The following is a 17809-nucleotide window of genomic DNA, read 5'->3' as shown; positions in this document are numbered from 1 at the left end:
TTTAATAGGCAATGGCCGATAGTTGCTAAACACCTTAAGGATGAGGTGACCATGAAACCGATCAGCGACATCAATACCCCCTCCGACATGTCCGCCTTCTGGATGCCGTTCACCGCCAACCAGCAGTTCAAGGCGGCGCCGCGCATCCTGAAGTCGGCGGAGGGGATGTATTATCACTCAGAGGATGGCCGCAAGATACTGGATGGCACAGCCGGACTCTGGTGTTGCAACGCGGGCCATGGTCGGCGCGAGATTGCCGAGGCGGTCTCCCAGCAGATTTCCCACCTCGATTTCGCCCCCACTTTCCAGATGGGCCACCCCCTGCCGTTCGAGCTGGCCAACAAGCTGGTGGAGATCGCCCCCAAGGGGTTCGGCCATGTCTTCTATACCAACTCTGGCTCCGAGTCGGTCGATACCGCGCTCAAAATCGCGTTGGCATGGCAGCGGGCGCGCGGTCAGGGCACTCGCACCCGGCTGATTGGCCGCGAGCGTGGCTATCATGGGGTCGGCTTCGGTGGCATCTCGGTGGGGGGCATTCCCGGCAACCGCAAGTGGTTTGGTTCCCTGCTGACCGGGGTGGATCATCTGCCCCATACCCTCAATATCGCCAAGAATGCCTTCACCAAAGGACTGCCCGAGGAGGATGTGGCGCTGGCCGACGAGCTGGAGAAGATCGTCTTTCTGCACGATGCCAGCAATATCGCGGCGGTGATCGTCGAGCCCATCGCCGGCAGTACCGGCGTGCTGATGCCGCCTAAAGGCTACCTCAAGCGGCTGCGCGAGATCTGCACCAAGCACGGCATCCTGTTGATTTTTGACGAGGTGATCACCGGTTTCGGTCGCCTCGGCTCCGCCTTCGCCGCCCAGGAGTTCGATGTCATTCCCGACATGATCACCTGCGCCAAGGGGCTGACCAACGGGGCTATCCCGATGGGGGCGGTGCTGGTGCAGAAGCACATTTATGACGACATGATGGCGGCAGGCAAGGGGGCCATCGAGCTGTTCCACGGTTACACCTACTCCGGCCATCCGGTGGCTGCTGCTGCGGGTCTGGCGACCCTCGAGATCTATCGCAACGAGAACCTGCTCAGCCGCGCCGCCGATCTGGCGGGCTACTGGGAGGAGGCGGCCCATTCGCTGAAGGGCTGCAAGCATGTTAAGGATGTGCGCAACTACGGGCTGGTGGCGGGCATCGAGCTGGAGTCCATGCCGGATGCGCCGGGCAAGCGCGCCTACGAGGTGTTTGTTCGCTGCTTCGAGAAGGGGGCGCTGATCCGGGTGACCGGCGACATCATCGCCCTGTCGCCGCCCCTCATCATCGAGCGCAGCCAGATCGACGATCTCTTCACCCTGCTGCAGGATGCCCTGCAGGCTCAACCCTAACCCATTTGGTGGCCCCGCTCTGGCGGGGCCTTGCGTTGCCTCGTTTTGACGAGCGCTGCGCTACCACGATATCAGTCATCACGGAGGATACATGACATACAGGGTCAGCAACTTCATCAACGGCCAGCCGCAGGAGAGTCGTAGCGAGCGCCAGGGGGCCATCTTCAATCCCGCCTGTGGCAAGCAGCAGGGGAGCGTGGGGCTTTCCAGCGCCGCCGAGTGTCAGGAGGCGATCGCCATTGCCGAGCGCGCCTTTGCCGACTGGTCGCAAACCCCGCCGCTGGTGCGGGCCCGGGTCTTTTTCCGCTTCAAGGAGTTGATGGAGCAGCACAGGGACGAGCTCGCCCAGCTCATCAGCCGTGAACACGGCAAGGTCTTCTCCGATGCGCAGGGTGAGCTGACCCGCGGGCTGGAGGTGGTGGAGTTTGCCTGCGGCATTCCCCATCTGCTCAAGGGGGAGCACTCCCTCAACGTCGGTCGCGGGGTAGACAGCTACTCCATGATGCAGCCGGTCGGGGTTTGCGCCGGTATCACGCCGTTCAACTTCCCGGCCATGGTGCCGCTCTGGATGTTTCCGGTCGCCATCGCCTGCGGCAATACCTTTATCCTCAAACCCTCCGAGAAGGATCCCTCCCTCTCGCTGCGGATGGCCGAGCTGCTCAAGGAGGCCGGTCTGCCGGACGGCGTGCTCAACGTGGTGAACGGTGACAAGGAGGTGGTGGATGTGCTGCTGACCGACCCGCGAGTGGGGGCCGTGTCGTTTGTCGGCTCCACCCCCATCGCCCAGTACATCTATGCCACCGCCTCGGCCCACGGCAAACGGGTGCAGGCGTTGGGCGGCGCCAAGAATCACATGGTGGTGATGCCGGATGCGGACCTCGATCAGGCGGTCTCCGCCCTGATGGGGGCTGCTTATGGGGCGGCGGGCGAGCGCTGCATGGCTATTTCGGTGGCCGTGGTGGTGGGTGACGAGACCGCCGATGCGCTGGTGGCCAAGCTGACGCCGCTGGTGGAAAAACTGCGGGTGGGTCCGGGGCTGGGCCAGAGCCCGGAGAACGAAATGGGGCCGCTCATCAGCAAGGAGCATCTGGCCAAGGTGCGCGGCTACGTGGATCAGGGGGTGGCCGAAGGGGCCACGCTGCGGGTCGATGGCCGCACGCTGAGCCACGACGAGGGTTACTTCATCGGTGGCTGCCTGTTTGACGAGGTGACCCCCGAGATGCGCATCTACCGCGAGGAGATCTTCGGCCCTGTGCTCTCCATCGTGCGGGTGCCGGACTACGAGACGGCGCTGCGCCTTATCAACGAACACGAGTATGGCAACGGTACCGCCATCTTTACCTGTGATGGTGACACCGCGCGGGACTTCACGGCGCGGGTGCAGGTCGGTATGGTAGGGGTGAACGTCCCCATTCCGGTGCCGATGGCGTTTCACAGCTTTGGCGGCTGGAAGCGCTCCATCTTCGGGCCGCTCAACATGCACGGGCCGGACGGGGTTCGCTTTTATACCCGGATGAAGACGGTGACGGCGCGCTGGCCCCAGAGCCTGCGCAGTGGTGCCGAGTTCTCCATGCCAACCATGAAGTGATGAGCCAAAGGCTCACCACCATGATTTGATTCTCTTGCCCCCGCAGATCGCTGGTCTGCGGGGGCACTTCTGTAAAGGAGCAACAGATGCGATTGGGAATTCTCGATTGTGACCGGCTGGATCCCGATCTGGCGGATCGTTTTGGCCCCGTCTACTCCGAGATGTTTATCAGGGGGTTTCAGCCGCTGGCACCCGAGCTGGAGTTTCGGGTCTGGTCAGCCATCGATGGCGAGTTGCCGGAGGATCTGCATGAGTGCGATGCCTGGCTCATCACAGGTTCGCGCCATGATGCCTATAGCGATATCCCCTGGATTCAGGCACTGCGCGGCTGGATCCGCCGTGCCCACGATGCCGACGTCAAGCTGGCCGGGATCTGTTTCGGCCATCAGGTGATCGCCCAGGCGCTCGGTGGCGAGGTGGTGAAGTCCACCAAGGGGTGGGGGCTGGGGGTATCGGTTCACCCCATGCTGGAAGATGCCCCCTGGATGGCGCCGGCGCGGGATCATATCCGCATTCTGGCGAGCCATCAGGATCAGGTGGCGCTGCTGCCACCCGGAGCAACCCGGCTGGCGGGCAACGATTTTTGTCCCAACTTCATGTTCCTGCAGGGGGACAACATAGTGGCCATTCAGGGGCACCCCGAGTTCTCGGTGGAGTACAACCGGGCGCTGATCGAACGGCGTCGTGGCCTGCTGCCCGACGAGCGTTACCAGAGCAGCCTCTCCTCGCTGGAGGGGGAGGTGGATTCGACAACCATGATGCAGTGGTTGCTGCAGTTTTTGGGGATCCTGCCGCTGCGGGCCGGCGCGGCCTGAGCCCGGTTTGTCAGCGACCCCCTTCGGGTGCTAGATTTTGTAGCAAAATGAAGGATCAAGCGCTGCGATGTCGGGATCGGATGATACACTGGCCGCCCTTTGTGGCGGCCTGTTTGTCTGGCGTGATCGCCGCACCAGCTTGAGAGGGTGAAGCCTTGAAACTACAGCAATTGAAGTACTTGATCGCGATCCGGGACCACAACCTCAACGTCTCGGTGGCGTCCGATGCGCTCTATACCAGCCAGCCCGGGGTCAGCAAGCAGATCGGCCTGCTGGAGAGCGAGCTGGGAGTGCGGATCTTCGAGCGCCGTGGCAAGCATCTGCACCGCATCACCCCGGTGGGTGAGGAGATCATCAAGTGTGCCGAGGCGATGCTCAATATCGAGAGCAAGATCAAGGCGATTTCCCGCGAGTATCTGGATCCGACCGTGGGCACCCTCAACATCCACACTACCCACACAATCGCCCGCTATCTGCTGCCCAAATCGGTTACCTACTTCACCAAGAAGTACCCCAAGATCTCGTTCCACCTCCATCCGGTAATGTCGGCGAGCAAGGAGCAGATCAGCAAGGGTTACTCCGATTTCTCCATCGTTGCCCACGAAATTGGCTTCGACAAGGAGCTGATCGCGCTGCCCGCCTACCTTTGGACCCTATCGCTGGTGGTGCCGCAGGATCACCCGCTGGCCAAGGTGAAGAAGCCGACCCTGGAGCAGCTCTGCCACTACCCCATCCTCAGTTACGAGAGCGGAGCCACCGGTCGGCAGGTGCAGGACGAGGTGTTTCAGGCGGCGGGGCTGACCCCGAGCTACTACATGACGGTAATGGATGCCGGAGTGATCAAGCGCTACGTGGAGCTGGGCTTTGGCATTGGCATCATCTCCTCGCTGGTGGCCAACGACACCGACAGCCCCGGGCTGGTCTCCATCAATCTGGAGCACCTGTTCAAGCCCTGCCCGGCCCAGATCTGCTTCAGCAAGAGTATTCTGCTGCAGAACTACATGTATGACTTCATCAGCTCCTTCTCGCCCCACCTCACCAAGGAGGTGATCCAGAGCGTGATGCAGCAGCCGACCCAGGCGCGCATCGACGAGCTGCTGGCCGGGGTGGAGCTGCCCATCTATTGATCCCGATCGGATTCCCGATCGCTGCCGGTTGTCTCTTCTGTCAGGCTGGGCTCTACTCGGGGTTCAGCCTGTCTCTTTTGGGCTATCTCCATCGTCCGAGGTCTCTATGTCGCGCATTCTGCTGCTTGCCAATCTCAACTGTGATCATGTGCTCTCCCTCTCCGAACCGCTGGTGGCAGGGGCCCGGCTGCAATATGTGGATCAGGGGCGCAGGTTGGGGGGCGGCGCGGCCAACACCGGCATCGGGCTGGTATGGGCGGGTCACGAGGTGACCATCGCCTCCCGCATCGGACTGGACGAGACCGGCGACTGGCTGCTGGAGCAGGCGGCTGGTTACGGGCTGGATTGCAGCCATGTGGAGCGCTTTGGCGGCGAGACCGGCGAGCTGCTGATTCTGGTGGACTCCACCGGCGAGCGCACCATACTGCGCCGCCCGAGGCGTCCCGATCTGCCCGGTGATCTGCCGCTGGAAGGGGTGGATTGCCTCTATGTGAACTATCCCGGTACCGCCATCATCAGCTACATGCGCCAGATGCTCGGCAAGAGCTTCGTGGTGGCCCAGTATCCCAAAGGGGGGCAAGCGCGCCGTCCTTGCCACGTACTGGTGGCCTCCCGTTCCGATCTTGGCGAGGTGAGCGACCCCTGGCAACATGCCCGCCAGCTGGCGGGGGAGCAGCTGGAGTGGCTGGTGATGACCGAGGGTAAGGCGGGTGCCGTGGCCATCCACGGTGAGGAGCAGATTAGGGTCGCCGCCCGGCCAGTATCCGTGGTCGATACCACGGGGGCAGGGGATGCTTTCGCTGGGGGATTGATCCATGGTCTGGCACGAGGCATGGCGATCAAGGATGCGTTGCAGTGTGCGGTGGACTGGGGCGCATTTGCCGTCGCCTCCGAGAGTTCCATCCCCTCGGTCGCGCTGAAAAACTGGCTGAAACAGCCGCACTGACGCCCCGTTCATTCACTGTTCGAAGGGGGATTTCCCCTCTTGTCTGTTGGGTGCGGCGGTGAGGAATTTCGGGAAATTTAGCCGCCAGAATGGAGGTAAACGCCGGGCTAACCCGGCAAGTTTGCGATCAATCAAAGAAAGTGTCGATTTATGTGCATCTTCATCGACACCCGGTTGTGCTGCTCTTAACCTTGTCACTCCGCAACTCAGATTAAGAGACAGGCCCCCCCCTCTGGTGGACAGAGGCAAACCGGTTGTCTCCTGCCTCTTAGCTCAATGTTGTCGTCCTGATTCCTGGCTTGTAGTAAGAGGCAAGTGCGACCATGCAACTGACACGATTTACCGACTACGCCCTGCGTACCCTGACCTTCCTGGCGGTGCAGCCGGGCGATCGCCTGTCGACCATTACCGAAGTGGCCGATACCTTCGGCATCTCTCGCAACCACGTGGTCAAGATAGTGCACCAGCTCGGCATCAAGGGGTACATCGAGACGGTGCGTGGCAAGCATGGCGGTATCCGGCTCGGTCGCTCCGCGGTCTCCATCAACCTGCGCGATGTGGTGATGGACATGGAGCATGTGCTCTGTCCGGTCGACTGCAAGCGCGAGAACTGCCGTCTCTCCGGCGGCTGCCGCATTCAGGGCATCCTGCGCCGCGCCATGAACGCCTTCCTCGAAGTGCTGGGTGAGTACACCCTGGCCGATGCGGTACGCGATCCGAACCGTCTCTGCCATCTGCTGGGCATCGAGCAGGAGTCCATTCTGGCAATGGCCTGATGGGCAGGAAACAAGAACAGATAGGAAAGGGGCCTGATGGCCCCTTTTGCTTGTCAGCGATTGCCCGGCTGGCGGATCAGGGTGATGGCGCCGTGCAGACAGGCGAGACCACAGGCACCGCAGCCATTGCAGGCATCCATGTTGACGTTGATGCCATCGGCTGTGGCCTTGATTGCCTGCTGGGGGCAGGCATCTTCACAGAGCAGGCAGTAGAATCCCTGACGGGCCTGACAGCTCTCTTCAATCTGGACCCGGGTCTGCACCTGACGGCCCAGTTGCAAGTCGAGTGCGCCGGTCGGACAGGCTCTGGCGCAGCTGCCGCAATAGCTGCACTGGCCGCAGGCGAGATCGAGCACCGGGGTGCCGGCAATCGGGCTCCCCTCGTACTCCTCCTGGGTGGCCGGTTTGAGCAGACCGCGCGGGCAGGCCTTGAAACACTCGCCACAGCGGGTGCAGAGGGTGAGGTACTGGGACTCCTCGATCGCCCACGGCGGGCGCGCTTCATGGCAAACCACCGCGGGTTTGCGTGAAGCTTGCCAACCTTGTGTCAGCCAACGGAGGAAATAATGAGTCATGCCCACCCCTGATACCTATTAGGGGTTAATTTTATCGAAGTTTGCGAGGGCAGGCCAGAGAATAGCAGCCGTCAGGATCGCAAGGGCTGTTGCCCTTGTGTAAGCTAGGCGGGTCTCTTTTCCGTGGTTGAATGAAAACATATGTGGTTATTTCTCTGGCGTTCGTCCCTGCTCTATATCTTTCCCCTGCTGATGTGGGGCTACTGCCGCATCAAGGGCATCGAGTTCGTCGAGCTCGATAGCGGGGTCAACAGCCACAAGTGGGTGGTGCTCGCCGCCTACCTCATCTACGTGCTGCTCTGGCTGCTGGCCAACCGCTATCTCGAACTCTTCCTGCGCCAACGGAGCCGTAAATGATCGAGCCCGGGCTCTGGGTCATCCTGCTGCCAGCCGCCCTGCTGGCACTCGGAACAGGCTGGCTGATTGGCCGGCGCAGCAGCACGGCGCAGACTCAGGAGCTGCTGCTGGCACAGGAGCGTTATCAGGCGCTGCAGGGGCGTTTTGACGAACTGCAGGATGAGCGGCAACAGGGGCAGCAGAAGCTGGATCAGCAGCAGACCCTGCTGATCAAACTCACCGCCCGTCTCAAGGATGCGGAAGCAACCCTGCGCAGCGAGCGGCTGGCCGCCGCCGAGAAGCTGCAACTGCAACAGGAGGCGGAGCAGCGCCTCAGCCAGCAGTTCGAGAACCTTGCCAACCGGATCTTCGAGCAAAACTCCGGCAACTTCCGTGAACTCAACCAGAACAGCCTCGATCTGCTGCTCACTCCGCTCAAGGAGCAGCTGGAGGGTTTCCGCCGTCAGGTAGGGGAGACCCACGCGCAGGAGACGGCCCAGCGCCACAGCCTCAAGTTCGAGCTGGAGCGCCTCGCCGAGCTCAATGCCCGCATGACCGAAGAGGCTGCGGCACTGACCAGAGCCCTTAAGGGCGACAGCAAGCAGCAGGGCAACTGGGGTGAGGTGGTGCTGGCGCGGATCCTCAGCGAGTGCGGTCTGCGCGAGGGTCACGAGTACCACACCCAGGTCAATATCGAGGTGGAGAAGGGTAAGCGCTACCAGCCCGACGTTATTGTCCACCTGCCGCAGGAGAAGGACATCATCATCGACGCCAAGGTGTCGCTGACCGCCTACGAGCGCTGGTACAACGCCGAGGACGAGCTGGAGAAGGCTGTGGCGCTGAAAGAGCACGTCGCCTCGGTGCGCAACCATATCCGCGAGCTGGGTCGCAAGGATTACCAGCAGTTGCCCGGGGTGCGCACCCTCGACTATGTGCTGATGTTCGTGGCGGTGGAGCCCGCCTTCCTCACCGCGATGGAGGCCGATCCCTCGCTGGTGCGTTACGGTCTCGACAACAATATCCTGCTGGTGAGCCCCACCAACCTGATGGTGGCGCTGCGCACCATCGAGAACCTGTGGCGCTACGAGCGGCAGAATCAGAATGCCCGCCAGATTGCCGAACGGGCCGGTCGCCTCTACGAAAAGCTGCGGCTGTTTGTCGAGGAGATGCAGCAGATGGGCGGCAGCCTGCACAAGGCGCAGGAGAGCTACGACAAGGCGATGGGACGGCTGGTCAACGGCCGTGGCAACCTGATTGCGCAGGTCGAGCGTTTCCGCGAGCTGGGGGTGGAGGTGACCAAGAGCCTGCCCGAGCCGCTGGTGGAACGGGCGCTGGAGCGCGACAAGGAGCGGGAGTAGTTTTCCCCTGCATCGGCATCAGCAAAAGGCCCAAACCCGGTTTGGGCCTTTTGCTGATTTGGGCTCTGTTTTTAAGAAGAGAACGATAAGTAGGACTATTTCTTTAACACCGCCAGATAATTCCCATCAGTTTCTATATCGATTATTTCAGTAGAAAAGTCATATTTAGCCGCCTCCCTGCTCAGCTGATCCTGAGCGATATCCAGCCAACTGATGGGCGCCTCGGTTTCTCCTTTATAGGTAAAAGAGAGCTCTCGTATAACGGTCTGGTTAGTACTCCCGTTCGTTGAGTTCAAAATGATTTGACCTTTCGGCGAAATATATTGATGAGCAAGTTCGAAAAATTTCCCCAACATTTCAATGTTGCCCACGGCTCCGATACTGCGACCGAGTAGCAACCAGGTATCAAACGGGGCGTCAAAACTAGCCGAAAAGATATCGGCATTGATGACTCTGCTGACGCCTCTGGCTTGCATCACCTCACAGGCCAATGGAGAGATATCGAGGGCGGTCACATCAAAAAGCTGCTGTTGCAAAAAGAGCGAGTGTTCACCCGTTCCAGCTCCTATATCCAGCGTCTTTCCCCTGCATAAAGATAACGCCCGGCGATCAATCTGGTAGTAGTCGGCTGGTCGAAAAAAGATAACGAGCGGGAGACAATATGGTTCTTGCCCGCTGATGTTGATCTGCAAGGTTTCATCACCCTTGTTCTCATAGTGCTCTTTCAGCGCCTTGCCAAATAGATCCAGACTTTTCAACATGACCATCTCCCCATAATGCTCTAATCGGCAGGAATATTTTCATGTATACGATATGACATCTGTTAATCGAACCGCGGGCTTGAAGTTGCGGGATCTCCGCCACAAATAAAAACGGCCCACCGAAGTGGGCCGTTTTTATTTGCATTGCCGGTGTTAATCAGCGGCTGGCGGCGCGGGCGCTCAGTTCGGCTTTCTCGCTATCGCTCAGGAAGGCCAGGGTCAGGCCGTTCTGCTGGGCGGTGCGGATTTCGCTGGCGGTCATGCCGGCGGCCGGAGCAGCCACTTCATATTCGTGGGGCAGGTCGATGCCTTCCACCGCCGGATCGTCGGTGTTGAGGCAGGCCAGCACACCGGCAGCCAGGAACTGGCGGATCGGGTGTTCGGTCAGGCTCGCCACCGTGGTGGTCTGGACGTTGGAGGTGAGGCAGGACTCGATGCCGATGCGGTGCTCGGCCAGATAGGCCATCAGGGCCGGATCCTGAATCGCTTTGACACCGTGGCCAATACGTTCGGCACCCAGCTCGCGAATGGCCTGCCACATGCTCTCGGGGCCGGCTGCTTCACCGGCGTGCACGGTGACGCGCATGCCTGCATCGCGCACCTTGCGGAAGTGGTCGACAAAGAGTTCTCCCGGGAAGCCCAGCTCGTCACCGGCCAGATCGATGGCGACCAGCTTGTCGCGATGGGCCAGACAGGCGGCCAGCTCCTGATTGCACTGCTCGGTGCCGAAGGTGCGGCTCATGATGCCGATCAGGTTGGCCTTGATGCCGAAGTCACGGCTGCCCGCGGCCACGCCGTCGATGATGGCTTCCACCACACCCTGCGGGTGCAGCTTATGGGCCATCGCCATATAGGCCGGGCTGAAGCGCAGCTCTGCATAGTCGATACCGGCGCGCAGCAGGTCTTCTACGTTCTCGTAGGCAACCCGGCGGCAGGCGTCGTAGTCGGCCAGCACGGCAACACCCCAGTCCAGCTTCTTCAGGAAGGCGACCAGACTTGGCTCGTTCTCGACGATCTGTACGTGGGGGCGCAGCGCCTCCAGCTCGAAGGCGGGCAGCTGAATATTGTGTTGGCGACCCAGCTCGAGGATAGTCTGCGGACGGATGTTGCCGTCCAGATGGCGGTGCAGGTCGGTCAGGGGGAGAGATCTGTCAATCATGATGGCGCCTTCTTCGAGTCGGGTTTGAAAGCCTGCCATTCTAGGCGGGGCTTTCAAAAAAGATACCCCGTTTGCTGGCAAACGGGGTCTTATTGGTCGGTGATTTATCAAGGCGTGATGGGAATCGTTTTTCCCCGGGACTCAGGAGAGATCGAGTTCCTTCAGCTTGCGGGTCAGGGTGTTGCGACCCCAGCCAAGCAGGCGCGCCGCCTCCTGCTTGTGGCCGTGGGTGTGCTCCAGCGCCGTCTCCAGCATGATCCGTTCGAACTGGGGCATGGCATCGGCCAGGATGTCTGTCTCTCCCAGCGCCAGCTTGCTGGCCACCCACTCCTGCAACTGTTGCTGCCAGCAACCGGGCAACGCCGGTTGACCGGGCTCGGCGTTGTGGGTGATGGGGGTAAGCAACTCGGGGGGAAGATCGCTCACCAGTACCTCCTGCCCGGAGGCCATCACGGTGAGCCAGCGGCAGACGTTCTCCAGCTGGCGCACGTTACCCGGCCAGGGCAGGCGGCTGATATAGGTCTGGGTATCCGGGTGCAGGCTCTTGGCCTCCACATTCAGCTCTTTGGCGGCGCGCAGCAGGAAATGACGAGCCAGCTGGGGAATATCCTCACGGCGCTCCTTGAGGGCGGGAATATGGATGCGAATGACGTTGAGGCGGTGAAACAGATCCTCGCGAAACTCGCCATCGGCGACCCGTTTCTCCAGATTCTGGTGGGTGGCGGCGATGATCCGTACATCAACCTGCACCGGCTGGTGGCCACCGACCCGGTAGAACTGGCCATCGGCCAGCACCCGCAGCAGCCGGGTCTGCACATCCAGCGGCATGTCGCCGATTTCGTCGAGAAACAGGGTGCCGCCGTCGGCCTGCTCGAAGCGGCCGTGGCGGATGTTGTTGGCGCCGGTGAAGGCCCCCTTCTCGTGACCGAACAGCTCAGATTCGATGAGATCTTTGGGGATAGCCGCCATGTTGAGGGCGATGAAGTTCTTGTGGGCGCGCGGGCTGTGTTTGTGCAGCGCATGGGCGACCAGCTCCTTGCCGGTACCGCTCTGACCGTTGATCAGCACCGAGATGCTTGAGCGCGACAGGCGGCCGATGGCGCGGAACACCTCCTGCATCGCCGGTGCTTCACCGATGATTTCGGGAGTGGCGGTGGCTTCTTGCTGGCGAGACTTTCGCTTGGTCCGCTGCTCTTTGAGGTGATTCTCGGCGCGGCGCACCAGGGTCACCGCTTCGTCGATGTCGAATGGCTTGGGCAGGTACTCGAAGGCGCCACGCTGGTAGGCGTTGACCGCGCTGTCGAGATCCGAGTGGGCGGTCATGATGATGATGGGCAGATCGGCCTGACGGCGGTGGATCTGCTCCAGCAGGCTCAGGCCGTCTATACCGGGCATCCGGATATCGGAGAGGATGACATCGGGCGAGCGCAGCTCAAGGGCGTGCAGCAGCGCTTCACCATCGGCAAAGCTTTCGCAGTTGAAGCCTTCGCTGCCGAGGGTGCGTTCCAGCACCCAGCGGATAGAGCTGTCATCGTCGACGATCCACACTTTGGCTGTCATGGTGTTCCCTTACTTGCGAAGCGGTAGAAAAATGGTGAATTCGGTGTGGCCCGGCCAGCTGATGCAGTCGATTTTCCCCTTGTGCTGGTCGATCAGGTTCTGGGCGATGGAGAGGCCAAGCCCGGTGCCGCCCTCTTTGCCGGTGATCATGGGATAGAACAGGGTGTCGCGGATGGCATCGGGAATACCGGGGCCGTTGTCGATGATCTTGATCTCCGCCGCCAGCCGGTAACGCTGGCCATGGATGGTGATCTGGAACGCAGTGCGGGTCTTGATGCGGATAAGCCCGGTCTGATCCCCCAGCGCTTCGGCGGCGTTGCGCACTATGTTGAGAAACGCCTGCTGCAGCTGATCCGGCTCCATCTCGAATTCGGGGATGCTGGGGTCGTAATCCCGCTCGATGCGGATCGAGGAAGGCAGCTCCAGCTCCACCAGTCGGCGAACCTGCTCCAGCACCGAATGGACATTGTGCATCTGGTGGCGACCGGGGCGTTGGGGGCCGAGCAGCCGATCGACCAGTACCCGCAGCCTGTCAGCCTGTTCGATGATGATGCCGGTATATTCGCGCAGGGCCGGGTCGGGCAGCTCCTTTTGCAGCAGCTGGGCTGCGCCGCGCAGGCCGCCGAGGGGATTCTTGATTTCGTGGGCGAGACCGCGCACCAGCTCTTTGGCTGCCAGCTGCTGGGCATGTTGCTGCTGCTCCTGACTGATCTTTTTCTGCTGGTCGATCTTGCGAAGCTCCACGACCAGCAGACGCTGTTCGTGGTCGGCCATCGGGGTAGCGCTCAGCTCTACCAACCGCGGTTCTCCCTCTACCACCAGAGTCACTTCGCTATCGGTAAAGCCCTGCCCTGAAACGAGGCACTGTTTCAGTCGTTGCAGGTCGAGGGAGATATGTTCCAGCAGATGGGGCAGTTCGATGCCGATCAGCCGCCGTTCACTGAGAGAGAGCAGCTGCTCGGCGGCGGGATTGACGAACTGGATGCAGAGCCGCTCATCCATCAGGATCACGGCGGTCAGCAAATTATCCAAGAGTGTTTTGGCATTGTCCGAGCGGGTTGGCACAGGTTTCTCCCTAAAACGGTGCTGTGCACCTGCAATGCACCGATATGGTGCATTGAGTTTACCCGCATCGGTGCGTTATATCACCCCTGGTTGGCTTTGGGGGTGGGTTTGGGAGCCGGATCCACGCTTGCTCTATGCAGGTAAAAGGTGACTGGAGTCGATTTAGCAAGGATCGTACCGTCTTTGGCGAGCAGTTCTAGCTGGGCCTCGTGGGCGCCGCGATCGACGTTTTCGACCCGGATCGAGAGGCTGTTGCTGACAAGGGGAGCCGCTTTGCCATCCAGTGTCAGCCGCACATCATACTGGGTGGGTGGTTTGGGGCTGATCTGGCCCTGGAAGACGATATTGCCGGTGTTGTCGCGCAGAGTGCTGCCCTGTTCCGGTGAAAGCAGGGCGATGACCAGCTTGGTCGCCTCTTTCTTCTTGTTGGCATCGACGCCGGTCAGGGAGTTGAAGTTCTGCACCTGTACCGAACGGGGGGCTCCGCTGAGGAAGGGGGCCGTGCGCAGATCGACTTCTTTTACCTTCTTGCCGGGAGGAGGGGCATCCGTGTAGTGGGTGACGCCATTGCCATCGACCCAGGAGTAGACCTTGGCTGCATGCGTACCAAACGAGGTCAGCAACAGGAGGGCGACAAGCCCGATGCCATACTTGTTGTTCATCCATCTCTCCTTGACGGTATCTTGCTTAATCCTATCAGAGAAAAAACCCGCCAGATGGCGGGTTTTGTCACGATTGGGCAAGCTGGTTCGATTAACCGGACAGCTGTTCCAGGCTTAGACGGAGTAGTACAGCTCGAACTCCAGCGGGTGCGGGGTCATGCGCACACGGTCAACATCCTGCTGTTTCAGTTCCAGGTAGGAGTTGATGAAGTCATCGCTGAACACGCCGCCACGGGTAAGGAACTCGCGGTCTGCATCCAGAGCGGACAACGCTTCGTCCAGAGAACCGGCAACGGTCGGTACTTCTGCGGCTTCTTCCGGCGGCAGGTCGTACAGGTTCTTGTCCATTGCATCGCCCGGATGGATCTTGTTGATGATACCGTCCAGACCGGCCATCAGTTGGGCTGCGAAGGCCAGGTACGGGTTGGCTGCCGGATCCGGGAAGCGCACTTCGATACGACGGGCTTTCGGGCTCGGTACCACCGGGATACGGATGGAGGCAGAGCGGTTGCGGGCTGAGTAGGCCAGCATGACCGGTGCTTCATAACCCGGAACCAGACGCTTGTAGGAGTTGGTGGTCGGGTTGGCGAAGGCGTTGATGGCCTTGGCGTGCTTGATGATACCGCCGATATAGTGCAGCGCCATCTCGGACAGACCGCCATACAGGTCGCCGGCGAACAGGTTGACGCCGTTCTTGGCCAGAGACTGGTGGCAGTGCATGCCGGAGCCGTTGTCACCGAACATGGGTTTCGGCATGAAGGTCACGGTCTTGTTGTAGGCGTGGGCCACGTTGTGGATCACGTACTTCAGTACCTGCACTTCGTCCGCTTTCAGGGTCAGAGTATTGAAGCGGGTAGCGATCTCGTTCTGACCGGCAGTCGCCACTTCGTGGTGGTGAGCTTCAACAACCTGGCCCATCTCTTCCAGCACCAGACACATGGCGGCACGGATGTCCTGGGAGGAGTCAACCGGCGCAACCGGGAAGTAACCGCCTTTCACGAACGGACGGTGACCCTTGTTGCCATGCTCATAGGCTGTACCGGAGTTCCATGCAGCTTCTTCGGATTCGATCTTCACGAAGCTGTGGCCCATGGTGTTGGAGAAGGTGATGTTGTCGAACATGAAGAATTCCGGCTCCGGCCCGAACAGCACGGTGTCAGCGATGCCGCTGGACTTCAGGAAATCTTCGGCGCGCTTGGCGATGGAGCGCGGGTCGCGGTCGTAGCCCTGCATGGTGGCAGGCTCCAGCACGTCACACACGATGTTCAGAGTGGTCTCTTCGGTGAAGGGATCCAGCTTGGCGGAGGCGGCATCCGGCATCAGTACCATGTCGGATTCGTTGATGCCTTTCCAGCCACCGATGGAGGAGCCGTCGAACATCTTGCCGTCTTCGAAGAAATCTTCATCAACCTGATGGGCAGGGATGGATACGTGCTGCTCTTTGCCCTTGGTGTCGGTAAAGCGCAGATCAACAAACTTGACTTCGTGTTCCTGGATCAGGGCCAAAACGTTCTGGACTGACATGCTAAATAACCTCCGGTGTTAAAACTCTCTGGGTGAATGCGTCGTCGTATTCACATAAGCCAGTATCGTGCCAAGTTTGTGACAGCCTGATTTCAGGGCAATCCCGTCTCGGTGGTTCCCCAAAAGCAGGCAATCTCGACTGGTGTTGCATCAAAATAGTGCGACCACGGATCGTTTTGGTGCACTGAAATAGTGCGCAAGATGCGGTCGCACCCCATATAAGCAGGGTTTACAGACGAGGTCTATGATCCAGATCCGTTGTCATGCGCGAATGTACTGCAATTCTGCTAGGCAGATCACAAAGGCAAGAGTACAATTAGCGCCCAATTTTACCCGGTGATTGAGGCGAGAATGTTAGAGAATTTACGCAATATTGCGATTATTGCGCACGTTGACCACGGCAAAACGACGCTTGTGGACAAACTGCTGCAGCAGTCCGGTACCCTGGACCGCTCCACGGAAGGCCAGGAACGGATCATGGACTCCAATGATCTGGAACGGGAACGTGGCATCACCATTCTCGCCAAGAACACTGCGATCCGCTGGAATGACTACCGCATCAACATCGTTGATACCCCGGGTCACGCCGACTTCGGTGGTGAAGTTGAGCGCGTTCTGTCCATGGTTGACTCCGTGCTGCTGCTGGTTGACGCCGTAGACGGCCCGATGCCGCAAACCCGTTTCGTGACCCAGAAAGCGTTCGCTCAGGGTCTGAAGCCGATCGTGGTCATCAACAAGGTTGACCGTCCGGGTGCTCGTCCTGACTGGGTAATGGATCAGGTATTTGACCTGTTCGACAACCTGGGCGCGACTGACGAACAGCTGGACTTCAAAGTGGTTTACGCCTCTGCACTGAACGGTTGGGCCACCATGGATCAGGACGTCGAGTCCGAGAACATGGAGCCGCTGTTCCAGGCCATCGTCGACAACGTGGAAGCCCCGAAAGCTGACACCGAAGGCGCGTTCCAGATGCAGATCTCCCAGCTGGACTACAACTCCTACGTGGGCGTTATCGGTATCGGCCGTATCACCCGTGGTCGCGTCAAGACCAACCAGCAGGTCACCATCGTTGGTGCCGACGGCAAGACCCGCAACGGTAAAGTCGGTCAGGTGCTGGGCTATCTGGGCCTGTCCCGTACCGAAGTTGCCGATGCGCAAGCAGGCGACATCATCGCCATCACCGGTCTGGGCGAGCTGAAGATCTCCGACACCATCTGCGACAACGGTGCTGTTGAAGCGCTGCCGCCGCTCTCCGTTGACGAGCCGACCGTGAACATGACCTTCCAGGTCAACACCTCACCGTTCGCCGGTAAAGAGGGCAAGTTCGTGACCTCCCGCAACATTCTGGAGCGTCTGAACCAGGAGCTGGTCCACAACGTGGCCCTGCGCGTGGAAGAGACTGATGATCCGGACAAGTTCCGCGTATCCGGTCGTGGTGAACTGCACCTCTCCATCCTGATCGAAAACATGCGTCGCGAAGGTTACGAGCTGGCGGTATCCCGTCCGGAAGTAATCCTGCGTACCGTTGACGGCGAACTGCAAGAACCGTTCGAAACCGTAACTGTGGACGTTGAAGAAGCGCACCAGGGTTCCGTGATGGAGCAGCTGGGTCTGCGTAAGGGCGAAATGACCAACATGACCCCGGATGGCAAGGGTCGTGTCCGTCTGGACTTCATGATCCCGAGCCGTGGCCTGATCGGCTTCCAGACCGAGTTCATGACCATGACCTCCGGTACCGGTCTGCTGTACCACACCTTCGACCACTACGGTCCGCACAAGGGTGGCAGCATCGGTGAGCGTCAGAACGGCGTGCTGATCTCCAACGCTACCGGTAAGGCACTGACTTACGCCCTGTTCGGTCTGCAAGACCGCGGTCGTCTGTTCATCGGTCACGCGACCGAAGTGTACGAAGGCCAGGTGATCGGTATCCACTCCCGTTCCAACGACCTGACTGTTAACTGCCTGAAAGGCAAGCAGCTGACCAACATGCGTGCCTCCGGTACCGACGAAGCTCAGGTTCTGACTCCGCCGATCCGCATGACTCTGGAACAAGCTCTCGAGTTCATCGACAACGATGAACTGGTAGAAGTCACTCCGAAGAGCATCCGTATCCGTAAGAAGCTGCTGACCGAGCTGGATCGCAAGCGCTCTGGCCGTGGTTAATCCCATGTGCT

16 protein-coding genes are annotated in these 17809 nt (G+C 60.2%); 9 read left to right on the top strand and 7 right to left on the bottom strand.

The annotated features are described in order from the left end of the window. The first annotated feature begins 51 nt into the window (after positions 1-51). The 6 genes from AAHA39_RS12160 to AAHA39_RS12135 all read left to right on the top strand — a co-directional run bounded on the left by AAHA39_RS12160 (position 52) and on the right by AAHA39_RS12135 (position 6635). A complete protein-coding gene (locus AAHA39_RS12160) occupies positions 52-1383 on the top strand; it encodes an aspartate aminotransferase family protein (protein WP_320655744.1) in 1332 nt (443 codons plus the stop codon). 91 nt (positions 1384-1474) lie between these two features. Then, positions 1475-2971 (top strand): CoA-acylating methylmalonate-semialdehyde dehydrogenase, encoded by a 1497-nt coding sequence (locus AAHA39_RS12155; protein ID WP_021231495.1) that lies wholly within the window; start codon positions 1475-1477, stop codon positions 2969-2971. An 86-nt stretch (positions 2972-3057) separates the two neighbouring features. Then, on the top strand, positions 3058-3786 hold the full coding sequence (locus AAHA39_RS12150; protein ID WP_041209488.1) for a glutamine amidotransferase-related protein: 729 nt from the start codon (positions 3058-3060) through the stop codon (positions 3784-3786). 155 nt (positions 3787-3941) lie between these two features. Beyond that, positions 3942-4913 (top strand): LysR substrate-binding domain-containing protein, encoded by a 972-nt coding sequence (locus tag AAHA39_RS12145; RefSeq protein ID WP_033114758.1) that lies wholly within the window; start codon positions 3942-3944, stop codon positions 4911-4913. Between the two features lie 106 nt (positions 4914-5019). Next, positions 5020-5859 (top strand): PfkB family carbohydrate kinase, encoded by an 840-nt coding sequence (locus AAHA39_RS12140; protein ID WP_320655743.1) that lies wholly within the window; start codon positions 5020-5022, stop codon positions 5857-5859. A gap of 323 nt (positions 5860-6182) precedes the next feature. Then, the gene (locus AAHA39_RS12135) at positions 6183-6635 is read left to right on the top strand and encodes an Rrf2 family transcriptional regulator (protein WP_033114760.1); all 453 of its coding nucleotides are present in this window, start codon (positions 6183-6185) and stop codon (positions 6633-6635) included. Positions 6636-6688: 53 nt separating this feature from the next. On the opposite strand, the gene AAHA39_RS12130 is transcribed toward AAHA39_RS12135, so the two are convergent. After that, positions 6689-7210: a ferredoxin-type protein NapF gene (locus AAHA39_RS12130; protein WP_033114761.1), complete on the bottom strand. Its 522-nt coding sequence runs from the start codon at positions 7208-7210 to the stop codon at positions 6689-6691. 141 nt (positions 7211-7351) lie between these two features. Here AAHA39_RS12130 and AAHA39_RS12125 point away from each other — a divergent pair, with 141 nt between their 5' ends. Further along, on the top strand, positions 7352-7567 hold the full coding sequence (locus tag AAHA39_RS12125; RefSeq protein ID WP_320655742.1) for a hypothetical protein: 216 nt from the start codon (positions 7352-7354) through the stop codon (positions 7565-7567). After that, complete coding sequence (rmuC, locus tag AAHA39_RS12120) at positions 7564-8904, top strand: DNA recombination protein RmuC (protein WP_320655741.1); 1341 nt, start codon at positions 7564-7566, stop codon at positions 8902-8904. The genes AAHA39_RS12125 and rmuC overlap by 4 nt, the downstream gene beginning before the upstream one ends. 95 nt (positions 8905-8999) lie before the next feature. Here the strand turns inward: rmuC and AAHA39_RS12115 are convergent, their stop codons facing one another. The 6 genes from AAHA39_RS12115 to glnA form a co-directional block, all read right to left on the bottom strand. Then, positions 9000-9665 (bottom strand): class I SAM-dependent methyltransferase, encoded by a 666-nt coding sequence (locus AAHA39_RS12115; protein WP_320655740.1) that lies wholly within the window; start codon positions 9663-9665, stop codon positions 9000-9002. Positions 9666-9822: 157 nt separating this feature from the next. Next, on the bottom strand, positions 9823-10824 hold the full coding sequence (gene add, locus AAHA39_RS12110; RefSeq protein ID WP_042031978.1) for an adenosine deaminase: 1002 nt from the start codon (positions 10822-10824) through the stop codon (positions 9823-9825). A gap of 141 nt (positions 10825-10965) precedes the next feature. Continuing rightward, positions 10966-12384, bottom strand: a complete 1419-nt coding sequence (gene glnG / locus AAHA39_RS12105; protein WP_033135371.1) for a nitrogen regulation protein NR(I) — start codon at positions 12382-12384, stop codon at positions 10966-10968. A gap of 9 nt (positions 12385-12393) precedes the next feature. Continuing rightward, entirely contained in the window at positions 12394-13449 is a 1056-nt protein-coding gene (glnL, locus tag AAHA39_RS12100) for a nitrogen regulation protein NR(II) (RefSeq protein ID WP_320655739.1), read from the bottom strand. An 80-nt stretch (positions 13450-13529) separates the two neighbouring features. Continuing rightward, the gene (locus tag AAHA39_RS12095; protein ID WP_320655738.1) at positions 13530-14111 is read right to left on the bottom strand and encodes a DUF4124 domain-containing protein; all 582 of its coding nucleotides are present in this window, start codon (positions 14109-14111) and stop codon (positions 13530-13532) included. A gap of 114 nt (positions 14112-14225) precedes the next feature. Next, on the bottom strand, positions 14226-15635 hold the full coding sequence (glnA, locus tag AAHA39_RS12090) for a glutamate--ammonia ligase (protein ID WP_320655737.1): 1410 nt from the start codon (positions 15633-15635) through the stop codon (positions 14226-14228). A 351-nt stretch (positions 15636-15986) separates the two neighbouring features. Here glnA and typA point away from each other — a divergent pair, with 351 nt between their 5' ends. Continuing rightward, positions 15987-17798, top strand: coding sequence for a translational GTPase TypA (gene typA / locus AAHA39_RS12085; protein WP_041209495.1), 1812 nt, complete (start codon positions 15987-15989; stop codon positions 17796-17798). Positions 17799-17809 lie beyond the last annotated feature (11 nt).

This window comes from Aeromonas sp. SE22 (assembly GCF_038739755.1).
GTDB classification, from domain to species: domain Bacteria; phylum Pseudomonadota; class Gammaproteobacteria; order Enterobacterales; family Aeromonadaceae; genus Aeromonas; species Aeromonas jandaei.
The sequence above is the reverse complement of the archived record's forward strand: the minus strand, read 5'-3'. Positions and strand labels throughout refer to the sequence as shown.